Origin of the sequence: Acidovorax sp. (assembly GCF_046339755.1) — a bacterium.
Taxonomy (GTDB): Bacteria; Pseudomonadota; Gammaproteobacteria; order Burkholderiales; family Burkholderiaceae_C; genus Acidovorax.
In genome coordinates, this window is record NZ_JBKDTZ010000032.1 from 26,200 (window position 1) to 40,500 (window position 14,301).

Consider the following 14,301-nt stretch of genomic DNA (forward strand, 5'->3'; position numbering starts at 1 on the left):
CTCCATGCATCTGTTGGCGCCTTCCATGAGGGTGCCGGTGAGTGCTTGAACGCCCCATCCGCGCCTGGCGCCGGGTGGCTGAGACCATTGCGCCCGCCAATCCACGGGGCGTGTTCCAAGCGAAGGAGCCTTTCATGGCAGGAAAAGAACAGAAACGCGGCAACAAGGAACCGAAGAAGCCCAAGCAGAAGCCGGTAGCGGTGGCAGACCCCATGGCCCCCGCCAAGCCCGGTGCCGCGCCGCCGCCGCGCGCAGGCAAGAAGGGCTGATCTCCACCACCGGACACCAGCTGTACCGCTGCTTGAGGCGCCACGCCTGAGCACAGCGTGCAGCGTTCACGGCCTTGCGCGAGCGCGCTGGCCCGCCAGCGTCGTCCCACGCAGGCACCTCTCTCCTTCGACGCGGACGGCCTGGCCCGTCCGCCCTTTCTCCTGCAGCGGGCAGATCACGAGGCACAACGCGGCCCCGGGGTGCCCCGAAAGGCGCCCATGCTTGTTGTCGATGCCCTGTTGTCTTCCCTTTCCCATGTCGTGCGGGGCGCTGCCGCGCCGCCGTGGAATGGCACCGCCCCCGTGCGCGAGGAACTGTTCGGCATGGAGCGCCTGGAGCAGCACGCGCGCAGCCTGGCCGCCGCCCAGCAGGTGAGCCTGCGGCCGCCGCTGGTACCGTCACTGCACCGGCGCCTGCGCGCCAATGCCAGCCAGCTGCTGGCCGCCTACCGGGCCAGCGCCGCGGAATTGGCGTCGGGGTCCAGCGTGGTGCCCGCGGCCGACTGGCTGCTGGACAACTACCACGTGGTGGAAGAGCAGATCCGCGAGATCCGCGTCGACCTGCCACCGGGCTACTACCGCCAGCTGCCCAAGCTGGCGCAGGGGCCATTTGCCGGCTACCCGCGCGTCTTCGGCATTGCCTGGGCCTTTGTGGCGCACACCGACAGCCACTTCGACCCGTTGGCGCTGCGCCGCTTCATCGCCGCCTACCAGCAGGTGCAGCCGCTGATGATCAGCGAGCTGTGGGCGGTGGCTATCACCTTGCGCATCGTGCTGGTGGAGAACCTGCGCCGCCTGGCCGACCAGATCACGGCCGGCCGGGCCGACCGCGCCGATGCGCAGGCGCTGGCCGACCGCCTGCTCGCGTCAGGCAGCGCCTACTCGGCCCTGGTGGGGGACATCGGCACGCGCGCCCATGGCCCGCTGTCAGAGCTGTTTGCCGCGCAACTGGCCAAGCGCCTGCGCGACCAGGATCCGCGTACCACCCCTGCGCTGCAGTGGCTGGAGGAGCGGCTTGAACTGCAGGGCGCCAGCGTGGGCCTGGTGATCGAGCATGCACAGCAGCGCCAGGGCGCTTCCAACGTGAGCGTGCGCAACGTGATCACCAGCATGCGGCTGATGTCCGACATCGACTGGGCCGACCTGGTCGAGGGCATGGGCCTGGTGGACGCGCGCCTGCGGGGTGGCAGCGGCTTCGCAGCCATGGACTTTGCCACGCGCAACCTCTACCGCAGCGCCATCGAGCAGCTGGCGCGCGGCTCCGACTGGACCGAGCTGGCGATTGCCGAGCAGGCCCTGGCCAGTGCGCAGGCGGCCGCGGCCGCCCAGGGCACAGGCACCGGCCCCGCGCGTGCCAGCGACCCCGGCTACCACCTGGTGGCCGAAGGCCGGCCTGCGCTGGAGCAGGCCATCGGCTTCAAGCCGCACTGGGGCTTTCGCTTCAACCGCTGGCAGGTGGGCCTGGGCGTGCGCGGCTACATTGGCGCCATCATGGGCCTGGCCGTGCTGCTGCTGGGGGCGGCGCTGTGGTGGGCCGGCGTGCACGGCACGCACCCGGGCTGGCTGGTGGCGCTGGCGCTGGCCGGGTTTCTGCCCGCCACCGAGGTGGCCAGCGTGCTCGTCAACCGGCGCGTCAGCCGGCGCTTCGGCGCGGTGGGGCTGCCGGGGCTGGCGCTGGACGATGGTGTGCCCGCGGGGCTGCGCACCCTGGTGGTGGTGCCTACGCTGCTGACCAGCGAGGCAGACCTGCGCGCCCATATCGAGAGCCTGGAGGTGCACCACTTGGCGGGCGCGGGGGGCGACCTGTCGTTCGCGCTGCTGTCCGACGGGCTGGACGCGGCCACCGAGGTGGTGGCCAGCGACGCCCACCTGATCGCCGTGGCGCAGGAGGCAATCGCCGCGTTGAACCTGCGGCACGGCCCGGCGCCGGGCGGCCAGCGCTTTTACCTGCTGCACCGGCACCGCCGCTTCAATGCCGGCGAGGGCTGCTTCATGGGCTGGGAGCGCAAGCGCGGCAAGCTGCACGAGCTCAACCGCCTGCTGCGCGGCGCCACGGACACCAGCTTCATGGCGCTGGGCGGGCGAGAACAGCCCGACATCCTGCCCGGCGTGCGCTACGTCATCACGCTCGACGCCGACACCCGACTGCCGCGCGATGCCGCGATGCGCCTGATCGGCAAGATGGCCCATCCGCTGAACCAGCCGACCTTCAGCCCGGCCGCGCAGCGCGTGGTGGGCGGCCATGCCATCCTGCAGCCGCGCGTGACGCCGGCACTGCCCATGGGGCTCGAAGGCTCGCTGTACCAGCGGTTGACCTCGGGCCCGGGCGGCATGGACCCGTATGCTGCCGCGGTGTCGGACGTGTACCAGGACCTGTTCGGCGAGGGCTCGTACACCGGCAAGGGCATCTACGACGTGGACTCCTTCGAGGCTGCGCTGGCCGGGCGCGTGCCCGAGAACACGCTGCTCAGCCACGACCTGTTCGAGGGCGTGCTGGCGCGGGCCGGGCTGGCGTCGGACGTGGAGGTGGTCGAGGACTTTCCTGCGCGCTACGACGTGGCTGTGCAGCGCCAGCACCGCTGGACGCGCGGCGACTGGCAACTGCTGCCCTGGGTGCTGGGCCGGCGCCACCAGGGCACTGCCTTGCCTGCCCTGGGCCGCTGGAAGATGCTGGACAACCTGCGCCGCTCGCTGCTGGCCCCGGCCGGCCTGCTGACCTTGGTGCTGTGCTGCGCGCTGCCCTGGCCGCAGGCGCCCTGGGGCGTGCTGCTGGTGCTGGCGGCGCTGGGCGTGCCGGCCTTTCTGCCGGGCATGGCCGAGCTGTGGGCCAGCCGCCCCGGCATCCGCGTGGCCAGCCACCTGCGCCTGCTGGCGTCTGATGTTCGCGTGGCGGAGCTGCAGACCGGGGCCGCCATCGCGCTGCGGCCCGACCATGCCTGGCGAGCGGTGGACGCCATCGTGCGGGCGCTGGTGCGGCTGTATGCCACGCACCGGCAGATGCTGGAGTGGAAGACCGCCGCGCAGTCGGCCACCAAGCCGCGCCCGGGGCCTGCGGGCTTTTACCGGCTGATGGCCGGTGGCCTGCTGCTGGCCACGGTGCTGGCCGCTGGCACCGCGGTGTTGGCACCGGCATCGCAGCCCCTGGTACTGCCTTTGCTGGCCTTGTGGCTGGCGGCACCGGCCCTGGCCTGGCGCTCGAGCCGCCGCTCCGCACCCGCGCCGCAAAGCGCGCCTGCGGTGGACAACGCGCTGGCCCTGCGGCGCATCGCGCGGCGCACCTGGCGTTTCTTCGAGACCTTCGTCACCGCGGCCGAGCACCCCCTGCCGCCCGACAACTTCCCGGAGGACCCCAAACCCGTGGTGGCGCGCCGCACCTCGCCCACCAACATGGGGCTGTACCTGCTGTCGGCCGTGGCGGCGCGCGACTTCGGTTGGGCCGGTGCCGTGCAGACCGCCGAGCGGCTGGAGGCCACGCTGGCCAGCATGGGCGCACTGGCACGCCACCGGGGCCATTTCTACAACTGGTACGACACTGGCACGGCACAGGTGCTGGCGCCGGCCTATGTGTCGTCGGTGGACAGCGGCAACCTGGCCGGCCACCTGATCGCGCTGGCCAATGCCTGCGAGGGATGGGTGCACGCGCCGCTGCCCGCCACCTGGGTGCAGGGCCTGGGCGATGCCCTAGCGCTGGCGCGCGAGGCGGTGCAGGGCGTGCCTGCGGCGCAGGGCGCGCAGGGCCGGCGCCTGCTGGCGATGCTGGCCGAGATCGACACCGCGGTGGCGGGGGGCAACGTGGAGATGGGCCTGCCCGCATTGCAGCGCCTGGCCGACAAGGCGCTGAAGGAGGCGCAGGACATCGTGGTGCCAGCGGGCAGTGGCGAAGGTGATGCCCTGTGGTTCTGGGCCGGCGCCGTGCGCGCACGGATCGCCGAGCAGGGCCGTGACCTGCAGGCCGCTGCCGATGCGCCCACGCTCGACGCGCGCTGGCAAGCGCTGGCCGGCACCGCACGCGCGCTGGCGCTGGGCATGGATTTCGGCTTTCTGCTCGACCCCGATCGCAAGCTGCTGTCCATCGGCTACGCGGCGGTGGAAAACCGGCTCGACGCCAACTGCTACGACCTGCTGGCGTCCGAAGCCCGGCTGGCCAGCCTGTTCGCCATCGCCAAGGGCGACGTGGAGACGCGCCACTGGTTCCGCCTGGGGCGCACGGCGATCCCGGTGGGCAAGGGCTCGGCGCTGGTGTCGTGGTCGGGCTCGATGTTCGAGTACCTGATGCCATCCCTGGTGATGCGCGCACCCGCGGGCAGCCTGCTGGAGCAGACCAACACCCTGGTGGTGCAGCGGCAGATGGCCTATGGCGCGCTGCAGGGCATACCGTGGGGCATCTCCGAGTCGGCCTACAACGCGCGCGACCTGGAATTCACTTACCAGTACTCCAACTTCGGCGTGCCGGGCCTGGGTCTCAAGCGCGGGCTGGCCGAGAACCTGGTGATCGCCCCTACGCCACGGGCCTGGCGTGCATGGTGGATGCCACCGCGGCCGGGCACAACTTCGCGCGGCTGGCGCAGCTCGGTGCCCTGGGGCAGCATGGCTTTTACGAGGCGCTGGACTTCACCCGCAGCCGCCTGCCGGAGGGCCAGGCCGTGGCCATCGTTCGCAACTACATGGCGCACCACCAGGGCATGACCATCGTGGCCATTGCCAACACGCTGCATGGCGGGCAGATGCGCGAGCGCTTTCACCGCGAGCCCATGGTGCAGGCCTGCGAGCTGCTGCTGCAGGAGCGCATGCCGCGCCTGGTGGCCGTGGCCCACCCGCGCGCCGAAGAGACGCAGACCGGCCCTGCCGACGTGCGCGACGACGTGCATGCCGTGCGGCGCATGGGGGCGCCGGGTGCGGGCGCGCCGGCCACGCACCTGCTGTCCAACGGGCGCTATGCCGTCATGCTCACGGCGGCCGGCACCGGCTACAGCCGCTGGCGCGACCTAGCGGTGACCCGCTGGCGCGAGGACGCCACCAGCGAGGACTGGGGCTCGCACGTCTACCTGCGCGACGCGCACAGCGGCCGCACCTGGTCCGCGGCGGCGGAGCCCTCTGGCCGCGCGGCCGACAGCTACGAGGTGGCGTTTGCCGAAGACCACGCGGCCTTCACCCGCCACGACGGCAGCATGACCACCACCACCGAGGTGATCGTGTCGGCCGAGGCCGATGGCGAGGTGCGCCAGGTCACCCTGGTCAACACCGGCCCGCGTGCGCGCGAGATCGACCTGACCTCGTACGCCGAGCTGGTGCTGGCCCCGCCTGCGGCCGACAATGCCCACCCGGCGTTCTCCAAGATGTTCGTGCAGACCGAGTACCTGCCCGAGTTTGGCGCGCTGCTGGCCACGCGCCGTGCGCGCAGCCCGGGCGAGGCGGGGGTGTGGGCCGCACACTTCGCGGTGGTGGAGGGCACGGTGACGGCCCCAGCGCAGTACGAGACCGACCGCGGCCTGTTCCTGGGCCGGGGCCGCACCGCGCGCAATGCGCTGGCGGTGCATGGCGGCGGTGCGCTGTCCAACACCGTGGGCACCGTGCTGGACCCGGTATTCGCGCTGCGCCAGCGCGTGCGCATCGCCCCCGGCCAGATGGCCCGCGTGGCCTTCTGGACCCTGGTGGCGCCCACGCGCGAGGCGCTGCTGGACCTGGTGGACCAGCACCACGACCGCAGCGCCTTCGAGCGCGCGCGCACCCTGGCCTGGACCCAGGCCCAGGTGCAGCTGCGCCATATCGGCGTGGGCGCCGATGCCGCGGCGGACTTCCAGCGCCTGGCGGCGCCCATCCTGTATGCCGATGCGCGCTTTCGCGCGCCGGCCGATGCCATCGCGCGCGGGGCAGGGCCGCAGTCGGGACTGTGGCAGCACGGCATCTCGGGCGACCTGCCCATCGTGCTGCTGCGCATCGACGACATCGAGGACATCGCCCAGCTGCACCAGCTGCTGCAGGCCCACGAGTACTGGCGCATGAAGCGCCTGGGCGTGGACCTGGTGGTGATCAACGAGCGTGCGTCGTCCTACGTGCAGGACCTGCAGATCGCCATCGAGACTGCCGTGCGCAGCAGCCAGTCGCGGCCACGGCTGGGCGAATCGCTGGCGCACGGCGTGGTGCACACGCTGCGCGCCGACCTCATGGAGGCGACTTCGCGCGCGCTGCTGCAGTCCATCGCCCGCGTGGCGCTGGTGGCGCGGCGCGGCCCCATCACCCAGCAACTGGCACTGATGCCCGCGGAGGTGCCCGAACCGGTGGCCAGGCCAGCACCTGTGCCGACACCGCAGCCGCAGCACGAACCGGCCCCGGCGCCGGACACCACCGGGCTCGAGTTCTTCAACGGCCTGGGCGGTTTCGACAAGGATGGCACGGAGTACGTGACCATCCTGCGCGGCGGGGCCACCACGCCCGCGCCCTGGATCAACGTGATCGCCAACCAGGGCTTCGGCTTCCATGTGTCGGCCGACGGCAGCGGCTACACCTGGGCCGGCAACAGCCGCGAGAACCAGCTCACGCCCTGGTCCAATGACCCGGTGAGCGACCCGGCGGGCGAGGCCTTCTTCGTGCGCGACGATGCCAGCGGCCAGCTGTGGAGCCCGACGGCGCAGCCCATGCGCGGCAATGGGACCTACACGGCGCGCCATGGGCACGGCTACAGCCGTTTCCTGCACGAGGCCCATGGCATCGCGCTCGAACTGCTGCAGTTCGTGCCCATCGCCGACCCGGTCAAGGTGTCGCGCCTGCCCCTGCACAACCGCACGTCGCAGGCGCGGCAGATCACCGTGACGCTGTATGCCGAATGGGTGCTGGGCACCTCGCGCGGGGCATCGGCCCCGTTCGTGCTGGCAGAGCGCGATGCGGACACCGGCGTGCTGCTGGCACGCAACCCCTGGAGCACGGCGTTTGCCAGCCGCGTGGCCTTTGCCGACCTGGGCGGGCAACAGACCTCCTGGACGAGCGACCGCACGGAGTTTCTGGGGCGGCATGGCAGCCTGGCGAATCCTGCTGCGCTGCGGGGCAACGCAACGCTCTCTGGCGGCGGTGGTGCGGGGCGCGACCCCTGCGCGGCGCTGCAGTGCACGCTCATTCTGCAGCCCGGAGAAACCAGACAGGTGACGGGCTTCATCGGGCAGTGTGGATCGGCCGCCGAAAGCCTGGCCCTGGTGGCCCGCTACCGCCTGCTCGACGTGGACGGAGTGCTGCAGGAGGTGGCGCAGCATTGGCGCAGCCTGCTGGGCGCCGTGCAGGTGCGCACGCCCGACCGCGCCATGGACATCCTGCTCAACGGCTGGCTGCTGTACCAGACGCAGGCTTGCCGCGTCTGGGCCCGCTCGGCCTTCTACCAGGCCAGCGGGGCCTACGGTTTTCGCGACCAATTGCAGGACGGCATGGCGCTGGCCTTTGCCCGCCCCGAGGAGACGCGCGCGCACCTGCTGCGCGCCGCAGGCCGGCAGTTTGCCGAGGGCGACGTGCAGCACTGGTGGCTGCCGCACACGGGCCAGGGCGTGCGTACGCGCATCTCGGACGACCGGGTGTGGCTGGCGTTTGCCGCCGCCAGCTATGTGCAGGTATCTGGTGACGAGACGGTGCTGGACGAGTCCATCCCATTCCTGGACGGGCCACCGCTGCAGTCCGGTGAGCACGACGCCTTCTTCCAGCCCATGGCAGCGGATGCATCGGCCACCCTGTTCGAGCACTGCGCTCGGGCATTGGACCAGGCCATGGAGTTGACGGGCGACCTGGGCCTGCCGCTCATGGGAACGGGCGACTGGAACGACGGCATGAACCGCGTAGGCCAGGAGGGCCGTGGCCAGAGCGTGTGGCTGGGCTGGTTGCTGGTGCGCACGGTGGCGCTGATGGCGCCGCTGGCGGATGCCCGCGACCCCGACTGTGCTGCGCGCTGGCGCATGCATGCCGAATCGGTGCGCGCTGCCCTGGAGCGCGAGGCCTGGGACGGCGCCTGGTACCGGCGCGCCACTTTCGACGATGGCACCTGGCTGGGCACGCACGAGGGGCAGGAGTGCCGCATCGATTCCATCGCCCAGTCGTGGGCAGTGCTCTCGGGCGCGGCCGACCCGGCAAGGGCGCTGATCGCCATGGCCTCACTGGGCGACAAGCTGGTGCTGCCGCAGGAGGGCCTGGCCCTGCTGTTCACGCCGCCGTTCAACACCACGCCGCACGACCCGGGCTACATCAAGGGATACCCGCCCGGTTTGCGCGAGAACGGTGGGCAGTACAGCCATGCGGCCATGTGGGCCATCATGGCCTTGGCCCAATTGCGCAATGAGCCACAAGCTGGCACCAGGGCGCACGGGCTGTTTGCGTTGGTCAACCCCATCAACCACGCGCGCACGCCCGACGAGACTGCGCGCTACCGGGTGGAGCCCTATGTGGTGGCGGCTGACGTCTACTCCGTGGCCCCGCACACCGGACGCGGCGGCTGGACCTGGTACACAGGGGCTGCGGGATGGATGTACAGGGCCGGGGTGGAAAGCATTCTGGGCATACGGCGCGAGGGCCAGGTGCTGGTGATCGACCCGTGCATGCCTGCCCAATGGCCGGGCTTCGAGGCGCGCATCACTCTGTCAGGCGCCATCTATACCATCGAAGTCACTGCCACGGGCCCGCAGGGGGCTGCGGCTGTGGTGGCCTCAGCGCAGTTGGATGGGGTTGCCTTGGTATGCGGCGCGGCGCCCCTGCGTGTGCAGTTGGCCAAGGGTGAGCACCACTTGCGCATTGCGCTGCAGCGAGGTTGAGCGCCAGGGCGGGGAACACCCCGTCTGCATCGGGTGCGTGCATGGGCCCGGCGGGCGTTGGCCCGCCGCGCTGAAGAGTGCGATCAGCGAGCACCTGCACCGGCGCCTACACCTGCACCTGCACCTGCACCTGCACCTGCACCCGCACCCGCACCGGGGCCGCCAGAGGCGCCTGCGCCGGCAGCGCCAGGTCCGGCCCCGGAACCGGGGCCAGCGCCGCCCGCACCTGCGCCGGCACCCGAAGCGCCAGCCCCTACGCCCGCACCTGAGGAGCCGGCACCGACACCGGCACCTGCTCCAGCGCTTGCGCCCGCGCCGCCGCTGCTGGCGCCCACGCCAGGGCTGCTGCCCGCGGTGCCAGGGCCTGGGCCCGTACCGACACCGGCTGATGCCGTACCAGGGGCGGCTGCACCGGCGGCGCTACCGGGCGCGCCAGCACTGGTGCTGCCACCCGAACCCGTGCCGGAAGGGACACCGCTCACGCTGCCGGGGCCTGTGCCCCCGTTGCTGGAGCCGACCCCGCTGCTCGTGCCGGGGGCGGTGCCGGTGCCCGCAGTGCCGGTCGTGCCCGTGGCATTGCCCGGGGTGGCGGTGTTGCCCGTGCTGTTGCCGGCCGTGTTCCCTGGGGTCGCCCCCGTAGCCGTGGTGCCGGTCACGCCACCGGTGGTGGTTCCGGTTGTGCCGGTGTTGCCCGTGGGCGTGCCTGTCGTCGAGGTATTGCCGGTGGCGGTAGTGCCCGTGCTGCCAGGGATGCCGGAGGTGCTGGTGTTGGTGCTGGCCGGGGTACCGATGGTGCTGCTCGGTATGCTGCTCGGAATATTGCCGGGGATGCTGGTGTTGCCGATGCTGCTGTTGCTGCTGGGCGTGGTGGCTGTCGCCGTGGAAGTGGGGGTGCTGGGGATGTTCCCGGTGCTCGTCGTGGGGGTGCTGCTGGTGCTGCTGGTCACGCTGCCCGGGATGTTGGAGGTGCTGGTGCTGGCGTTGCCCACATTGCCGCTGCTGGGAATGCCGCTGGGGATGTTGCCTGGCACGGTGGTGTTGCCGATGCTGCTGTTGCTGCTCTGCATGGTGGCGGTTGTCGGCGTGGCGGAGGTGCTGGGCGTGGCCGGGTTGCCGATGGTCACGACCGAGGGCGTGGCCGGGCTGGCACTGCCAAAGCCCTGGGCCTGGGCGAGCTGCGGTGCACCGAGCGCAAGCACCGAGGCGGCGAGCAGCGGGGCCGCGAGGGTGCGGCGCGAAGAACGGAAGGCGGGGGTGGTCGACATGGGGGGCTCCTTGGAGAGAATGGCGGTGGCATTGAAAGGCGCCACCTTGTCCTCCATGGTGAAACCGGCGTGCCTGCAACGCGGTAGGGACACAGGCGCGGGCCCGGTAGGACGAGGCCGTTCAAGGCCATGCCCGCGCAGGCAGGCTGCAAGCGCAGGTAACGGGCACGGGGCATGCCCCGGGGTACATGCGTGCGGGGCCGTCGCAACCTGACACAGGGTGCACAGCTGCTGACAATGGGGCGGCTCGCCCGGCTTCGTCCCGTCCGTGGTCAGCCCGGGGGGGCATACAGGCCCAGAAGGCAGTCCGCCACCTCTTCGGAGAACCTGCTGCGGCGCCCGCCCAGCAGCACCGCGCCGTCTTCCGTGGCCTCGGGGTCGGGCCGTGCACCGGGCATGCCATGCGCCACCAGGGCCTGGGCGCAGCCGACCCAGTCGCCGCCCGGCGTGGGCTCGTTGAGCGAGGCCCACGAGAGCGTACCGCTCACATTGTCGCCAAAGCCGTGCAGGGCGCGCCAGTCGGCGCCCTGTTCGAGCAGAAAGCGGGCAAGCGCCGCGTCGCCGCGGAACACGGCCTGGTTCAGGGCCGAGGCGTCCCAGTCGCCGCCACGCTCCTCGATGGGCCAGCCCAGCCTGACCATGGTGCGCACCGCCTCGCTGCAGCCCTGGGCCGCGAGCTCGGGCAGCAGCCGCAGTTGGGCAGGGGCCAGCCTGCCGAGGATGCCGGGGTGCGCGGCCTGCAGGGTGCGGGCTGCCGCCTCGTCGCCGCGTGCGCAGGCGGCGATGAAGGCTTCGTCCGGTGCCAGCGGTGCATGGCGATGGCCATCCGTTTGGGCGGTGGCGTTTTGCAGCAGCTGCGCCACCTCGGTCAGGCCGTAGCGCAGGGCCATGGTGTGGGCGGGCGTGCCGTCCTGCATGCGCGCATCGGGCCGGGCGCCAGCGGCCAGCAGGGCCGCGATGTGCGCGGTCGAGCGGCGCCGGCGGATGGCCCACAGCAGCAGCGAGCCCCAGTCGGAGCTGGGCGCGCTGGCGGGCTGCTCGTTGGCATCGCCGCCATGGGCCAGCAGCAGCTGCAGGGTGGCGAGGTCATCGAGGTCGAGCACGCGGACCATGGCGTGGGGGCCGGTGATGCGCGCGCCGGCTTCGAGCAGCAGCCGGGTGCATGCGGGGTTGTCCAGCGAGTGGTAGAGCGATTCGTTGTCGTCGGGGCGGGCGCCGGCATCGAGCAGCAGCTGCGTGAGTTCGGGGTCGTGGTTGCAGCCGGCGGCGCCGTACAGGGCCGAGAGCGGGTGCGCCTCGTCGGGCGCCTGCAGCGAGGCCGGGGGCCAGCGGTTGCCCACCGCCTGGTCGGGCGAGGCCCCGGCGGCCAGCAGGTAGCGCGCGCAGCCCAGCAGCCGCTCGCGGTAGGCCGGCAGCTGCAGCAGCCCCGAGTGCGTGACGGCCACCAGCGGCGGCAGCCGCAGCGGGCCGCCCGCGCGGTGCACCCAGTCGGGGTCGCGCTCGGTGGCATGGCGCAGCACGGCCTCGTCGCCCACGGCGCAGGCGAGGTAGGGTTCATCTTTGGCCAGCAGGGCCGGGTTGTCCTGCAGCAGGCGCATGGCCACCGCGGGCCGGGCGCGGTTCATGCCGCCGGAGATATCGCCCGCATACACCAGGCCCAGCCAGTGCAGCACGGCCTGGGCCGGGTCGCCGTCCAGCACGGCGCGGCGCGCTGCGACAAAGGCCTGCAGCTCGGCCCAGGAGGCAAAACCGTACTCGCGCGCGATGCACGACTGGGCATCGTGCAGGCGCAGGCCCTGGGCGGCGAGGGTGGCGTCGTCCTTACCGGTTGCGGCGGGCAGGGCGGTGCGGAACCGGTGGAAGGCGGCAGTGTCGTTGCTGCGGTACGAGGCCAGGAGGTCCTTGGCCTGTTTCTTGAGGTGGCCGATGTCGGGCCGGGCGGGAAGGCGCTTGCCGTAGGGCGTGGTCGTCATGAAGATTACCTCCGTGCATCAGGTGCCGATGGCCCGCAGATCCGGCTGCACAAAAGGTGGTGGATGCGCGTGTGGTTGGAAGGCAGTGCGGGCGGATCCGTTCCTGGTCCGTCCAGCGTTCGCTGCCTTCTTGCAAGTGGGTTCAACCCTTTCCGCGGGCCCGGGGGCGGCTTGCAACCGCGGATGGGATGTTAGCTGATGTTGGGTGGCGTGCGTATGTGGTGGGATGTGCTTCTTTTGAACCGTACGCCTTGATTGAGTGCGGGCGCTGGGATGTGTGACCGGTGGCGGCGCGGCGTTGACTGCATGCCTTGATTGAGGGCGGAGGCCGGGTCTCGGCCCGGCGGCCGAGGTACCTTTCTTTGCGTCGCCAAAGAAAGGTACCCCAAAGAAAGGCGACCCCGCTGCCCGTGTCCCCCTCGCCGGTGGCGAGGGGGCAGCCTGTGATGCTCGGTCCTGGGGTGCACCGCGGAACTCGCTGCGTTCTTCGAACTCCGCTCAAACAACCGCGGTGAGTCAGTTCACGATGCGCGTGTCCTTCGGCACGCGCTCACCCCAGGCCCTGCGCTTCTCGGCACGGTCTGAAGGGGGTGGATACCAACACGGGCCATTGCTTCGCTCAGCCCGGTCTGCCTCGCTGCGCTTGGCCTGGGCAGAGCGATCACGCCCAAACGTCGGCAGCGCGCAGCGCGTAACCGACCCCTGGCGTAGCTGCGAAGCAGCAGCCGTACCTGACCCCGCTCCCAACCCCTGCTGGCTGCGCCGAGACGCGCAGGAGCTGGGGTGGGCGTGTGTGCCGAAGGACACACACGCTTCGTCATCTGACTTGCCGCAGCTGTTTGAGCGGAGTTCGAAGAACGCAGCGAGTTCTGCGGCACCACCCCAGATCCGAGCATCGCAGGTTGCCCGCAGCGAAGCGGAGGGACGCAGACTGGGGGCCGCCTTCTCTTTGGTGACTTTCTCTTGGCGGCCCAAGAGAAAGTTACTGCGCCGCCGGGCGCACATCCCGGCCTCCGCCCTCAAGACAACAACCGAAGCAAGCCATCGACCCAAAAAACCAATCACCCACCCTCGAAACTCAGCTCCTGCCGCGAGCCCAGCGGCACAGGTCCCGACCCCTCATCATCCACCGGCGTCGGCACTACGCTGGCCAAATGCCGCGGCGCCAGGCACATCTGCAGGTACAGGTGGTCGCGCAACACGGCGCGGCCCGGGCCGAACTGCACGGGAGGCGTTTCGTCCCCGGGCTCGAAGAGCACGTCGATCTCGACCTTGGCGCCGCGGGGCGGGTTCAGGAACTCCTGCGCCGCGGCAACGGCCTCGATCCAGACGAAGGCGCCCGCGATCTCCGCCGTGGCGAAGGCCGATGAGGGAAGGTTCAGGCCGGAATGGACCATGGAGTAGTCGTGCCAGGCCATGTGCGGGTGGACATGCGCGGCCTCGCAGATCTCGAGCGCGGCGCGCTCTGCCAGCGCGGCTTTTTCTTCGCTGTCCGCGTCCTCGGGGTAGGCAAGTACTAGTCGCATGGCGTGCACCGGGTCGTCATCAAAACATACTATCAACCCAGTCCCGGTTTGATCAACCAATCAATTGCCAACTGGGCCACCTGGCGCGGCAGAGCCTACATGGGCGCTGGTGTGGGGTGCGGCCCCACGGGCTCGGGCGGCAAAGGGTTGCCGGGCTGGGGCTCGGGCACGGGGTCCACCGGCCCCAGGGGATGGGGATGGTGGGTGGCTGGGATCATCGTCATCATCGTTATCGTCGTCGTCTGCATGGTGGTGGCTCGTTTGTGGTCAAGGGCCCATGGCGTACCGGCTCAGCGCGAGGCGGGCGAGGCCGGGACCTCGCTCGCAGGCGCGGTGGCCGGCATGGGCACCGCAACGCTGGTGCTGCTGCCGGAGGCCTGGGCTGGACTGCCGGCGGCAGGCGGGGTGGCGCCTGCCGGTGCGCCCATGGTGTTGCGGCTGGCGTCCACCGGCGTGTCGGCCGACTGGGGCTGGGCCTGGGCCGGCCC

Annotated in this window: 5 protein-coding genes and 2 pseudogenes; 2 read left to right on the forward strand and 5 right to left on the reverse strand. The window is 71.2% G+C overall.

The annotated features are described in order from the left end of the window. Positions 1–134: 134 nt before the first annotated feature. Positions 135–269, forward strand: a complete 135-nt coding sequence (locus ACK59X_RS03000; RefSeq protein WP_409955058.1) for a hypothetical protein — start codon at positions 135–137, stop codon at positions 267–269. Between the two features lie 219 nt (positions 270–488). Continuing rightward, positions 489–9,049, forward strand: a pseudogene (locus ACK59X_RS03005) (GH36-type glycosyl hydrolase domain-containing protein). 83 nt (positions 9,050–9,132) lie between these two features. Here ACK59X_RS03005 and ACK59X_RS03010 read toward each other — a convergent pair. The 5 genes and pseudogenes from ACK59X_RS03010 to ACK59X_RS03030 form a co-directional block, all read right to left on the reverse strand. Further along, the gene (locus tag ACK59X_RS03010) at positions 9,133–10,314 is read right to left on the reverse strand and encodes a hypothetical protein (protein ID WP_409955060.1); all 1,182 of its coding nucleotides are present in this window, start codon (positions 10,312–10,314) and stop codon (positions 9,133–9,135) included. 272 nt (positions 10,315–10,586) lie between these two features. After that, on the reverse strand, positions 10,587–12,287 hold the full coding sequence (locus ACK59X_RS03015; RefSeq protein ID WP_409955062.1) for an ankyrin repeat domain-containing protein: 1,701 nt from the start codon (positions 12,285–12,287) through the stop codon (positions 10,587–10,589). Between the two features lie 1,061 nt (positions 12,288–13,348). Next, the gene (locus ACK59X_RS03020) at positions 13,349–13,813 is read right to left on the reverse strand and encodes a hypothetical protein (protein ID WP_409955064.1); all 465 of its coding nucleotides are present in this window, start codon (positions 13,811–13,813) and stop codon (positions 13,349–13,351) included. Positions 13,814–13,908: 95 nt separating this feature from the next. Next, the gene (locus ACK59X_RS03025; RefSeq protein WP_409955066.1) at positions 13,909–14,037 is read right to left on the reverse strand and encodes a hypothetical protein; all 129 of its coding nucleotides are present in this window, start codon (positions 14,035–14,037) and stop codon (positions 13,909–13,911) included. A gap of 66 nt (positions 14,038–14,103) precedes the next feature. Continuing rightward, positions 14,104–14,301, reverse strand: a pseudogene (locus tag ACK59X_RS03030) (DUF2242 domain-containing protein); the annotation flags it as partial.

Bases quoted from the DNA above. Each gene is read 5' to 3' on its own strand.
- ACK59X_RS03000 (WP_409955058.1), top strand. From the start codon at position 135: ATGGCAGGAAAAGAACAGAAACGCGGCAACAAGGAACCGAAGAAGCCC.
- ACK59X_RS03010 (WP_409955060.1), bottom strand. From the start codon at position 10,314: ATGTCGACCACCCCCGCCTTCCGTTCTTCGCGCCGCACCCTCGCGGCC.
- ACK59X_RS03015 (WP_409955062.1), bottom strand. From the start codon at position 12,287: ATGACGACCACGCCCTACGGCAAGCGCCTTCCCGCCCGGCCCGACATC.
- ACK59X_RS03020 (WP_409955064.1), bottom strand. From the start codon at position 13,813: ATGCGACTAGTACTTGCCTACCCCGAGGACGCGGACAGCGAAGAAAAA.
- ACK59X_RS03025 (WP_409955066.1), bottom strand. From the start codon at position 14,037: ATGACGATGATCCCAGCCACCCACCATCCCCATCCCCTGGGGCCGGTG.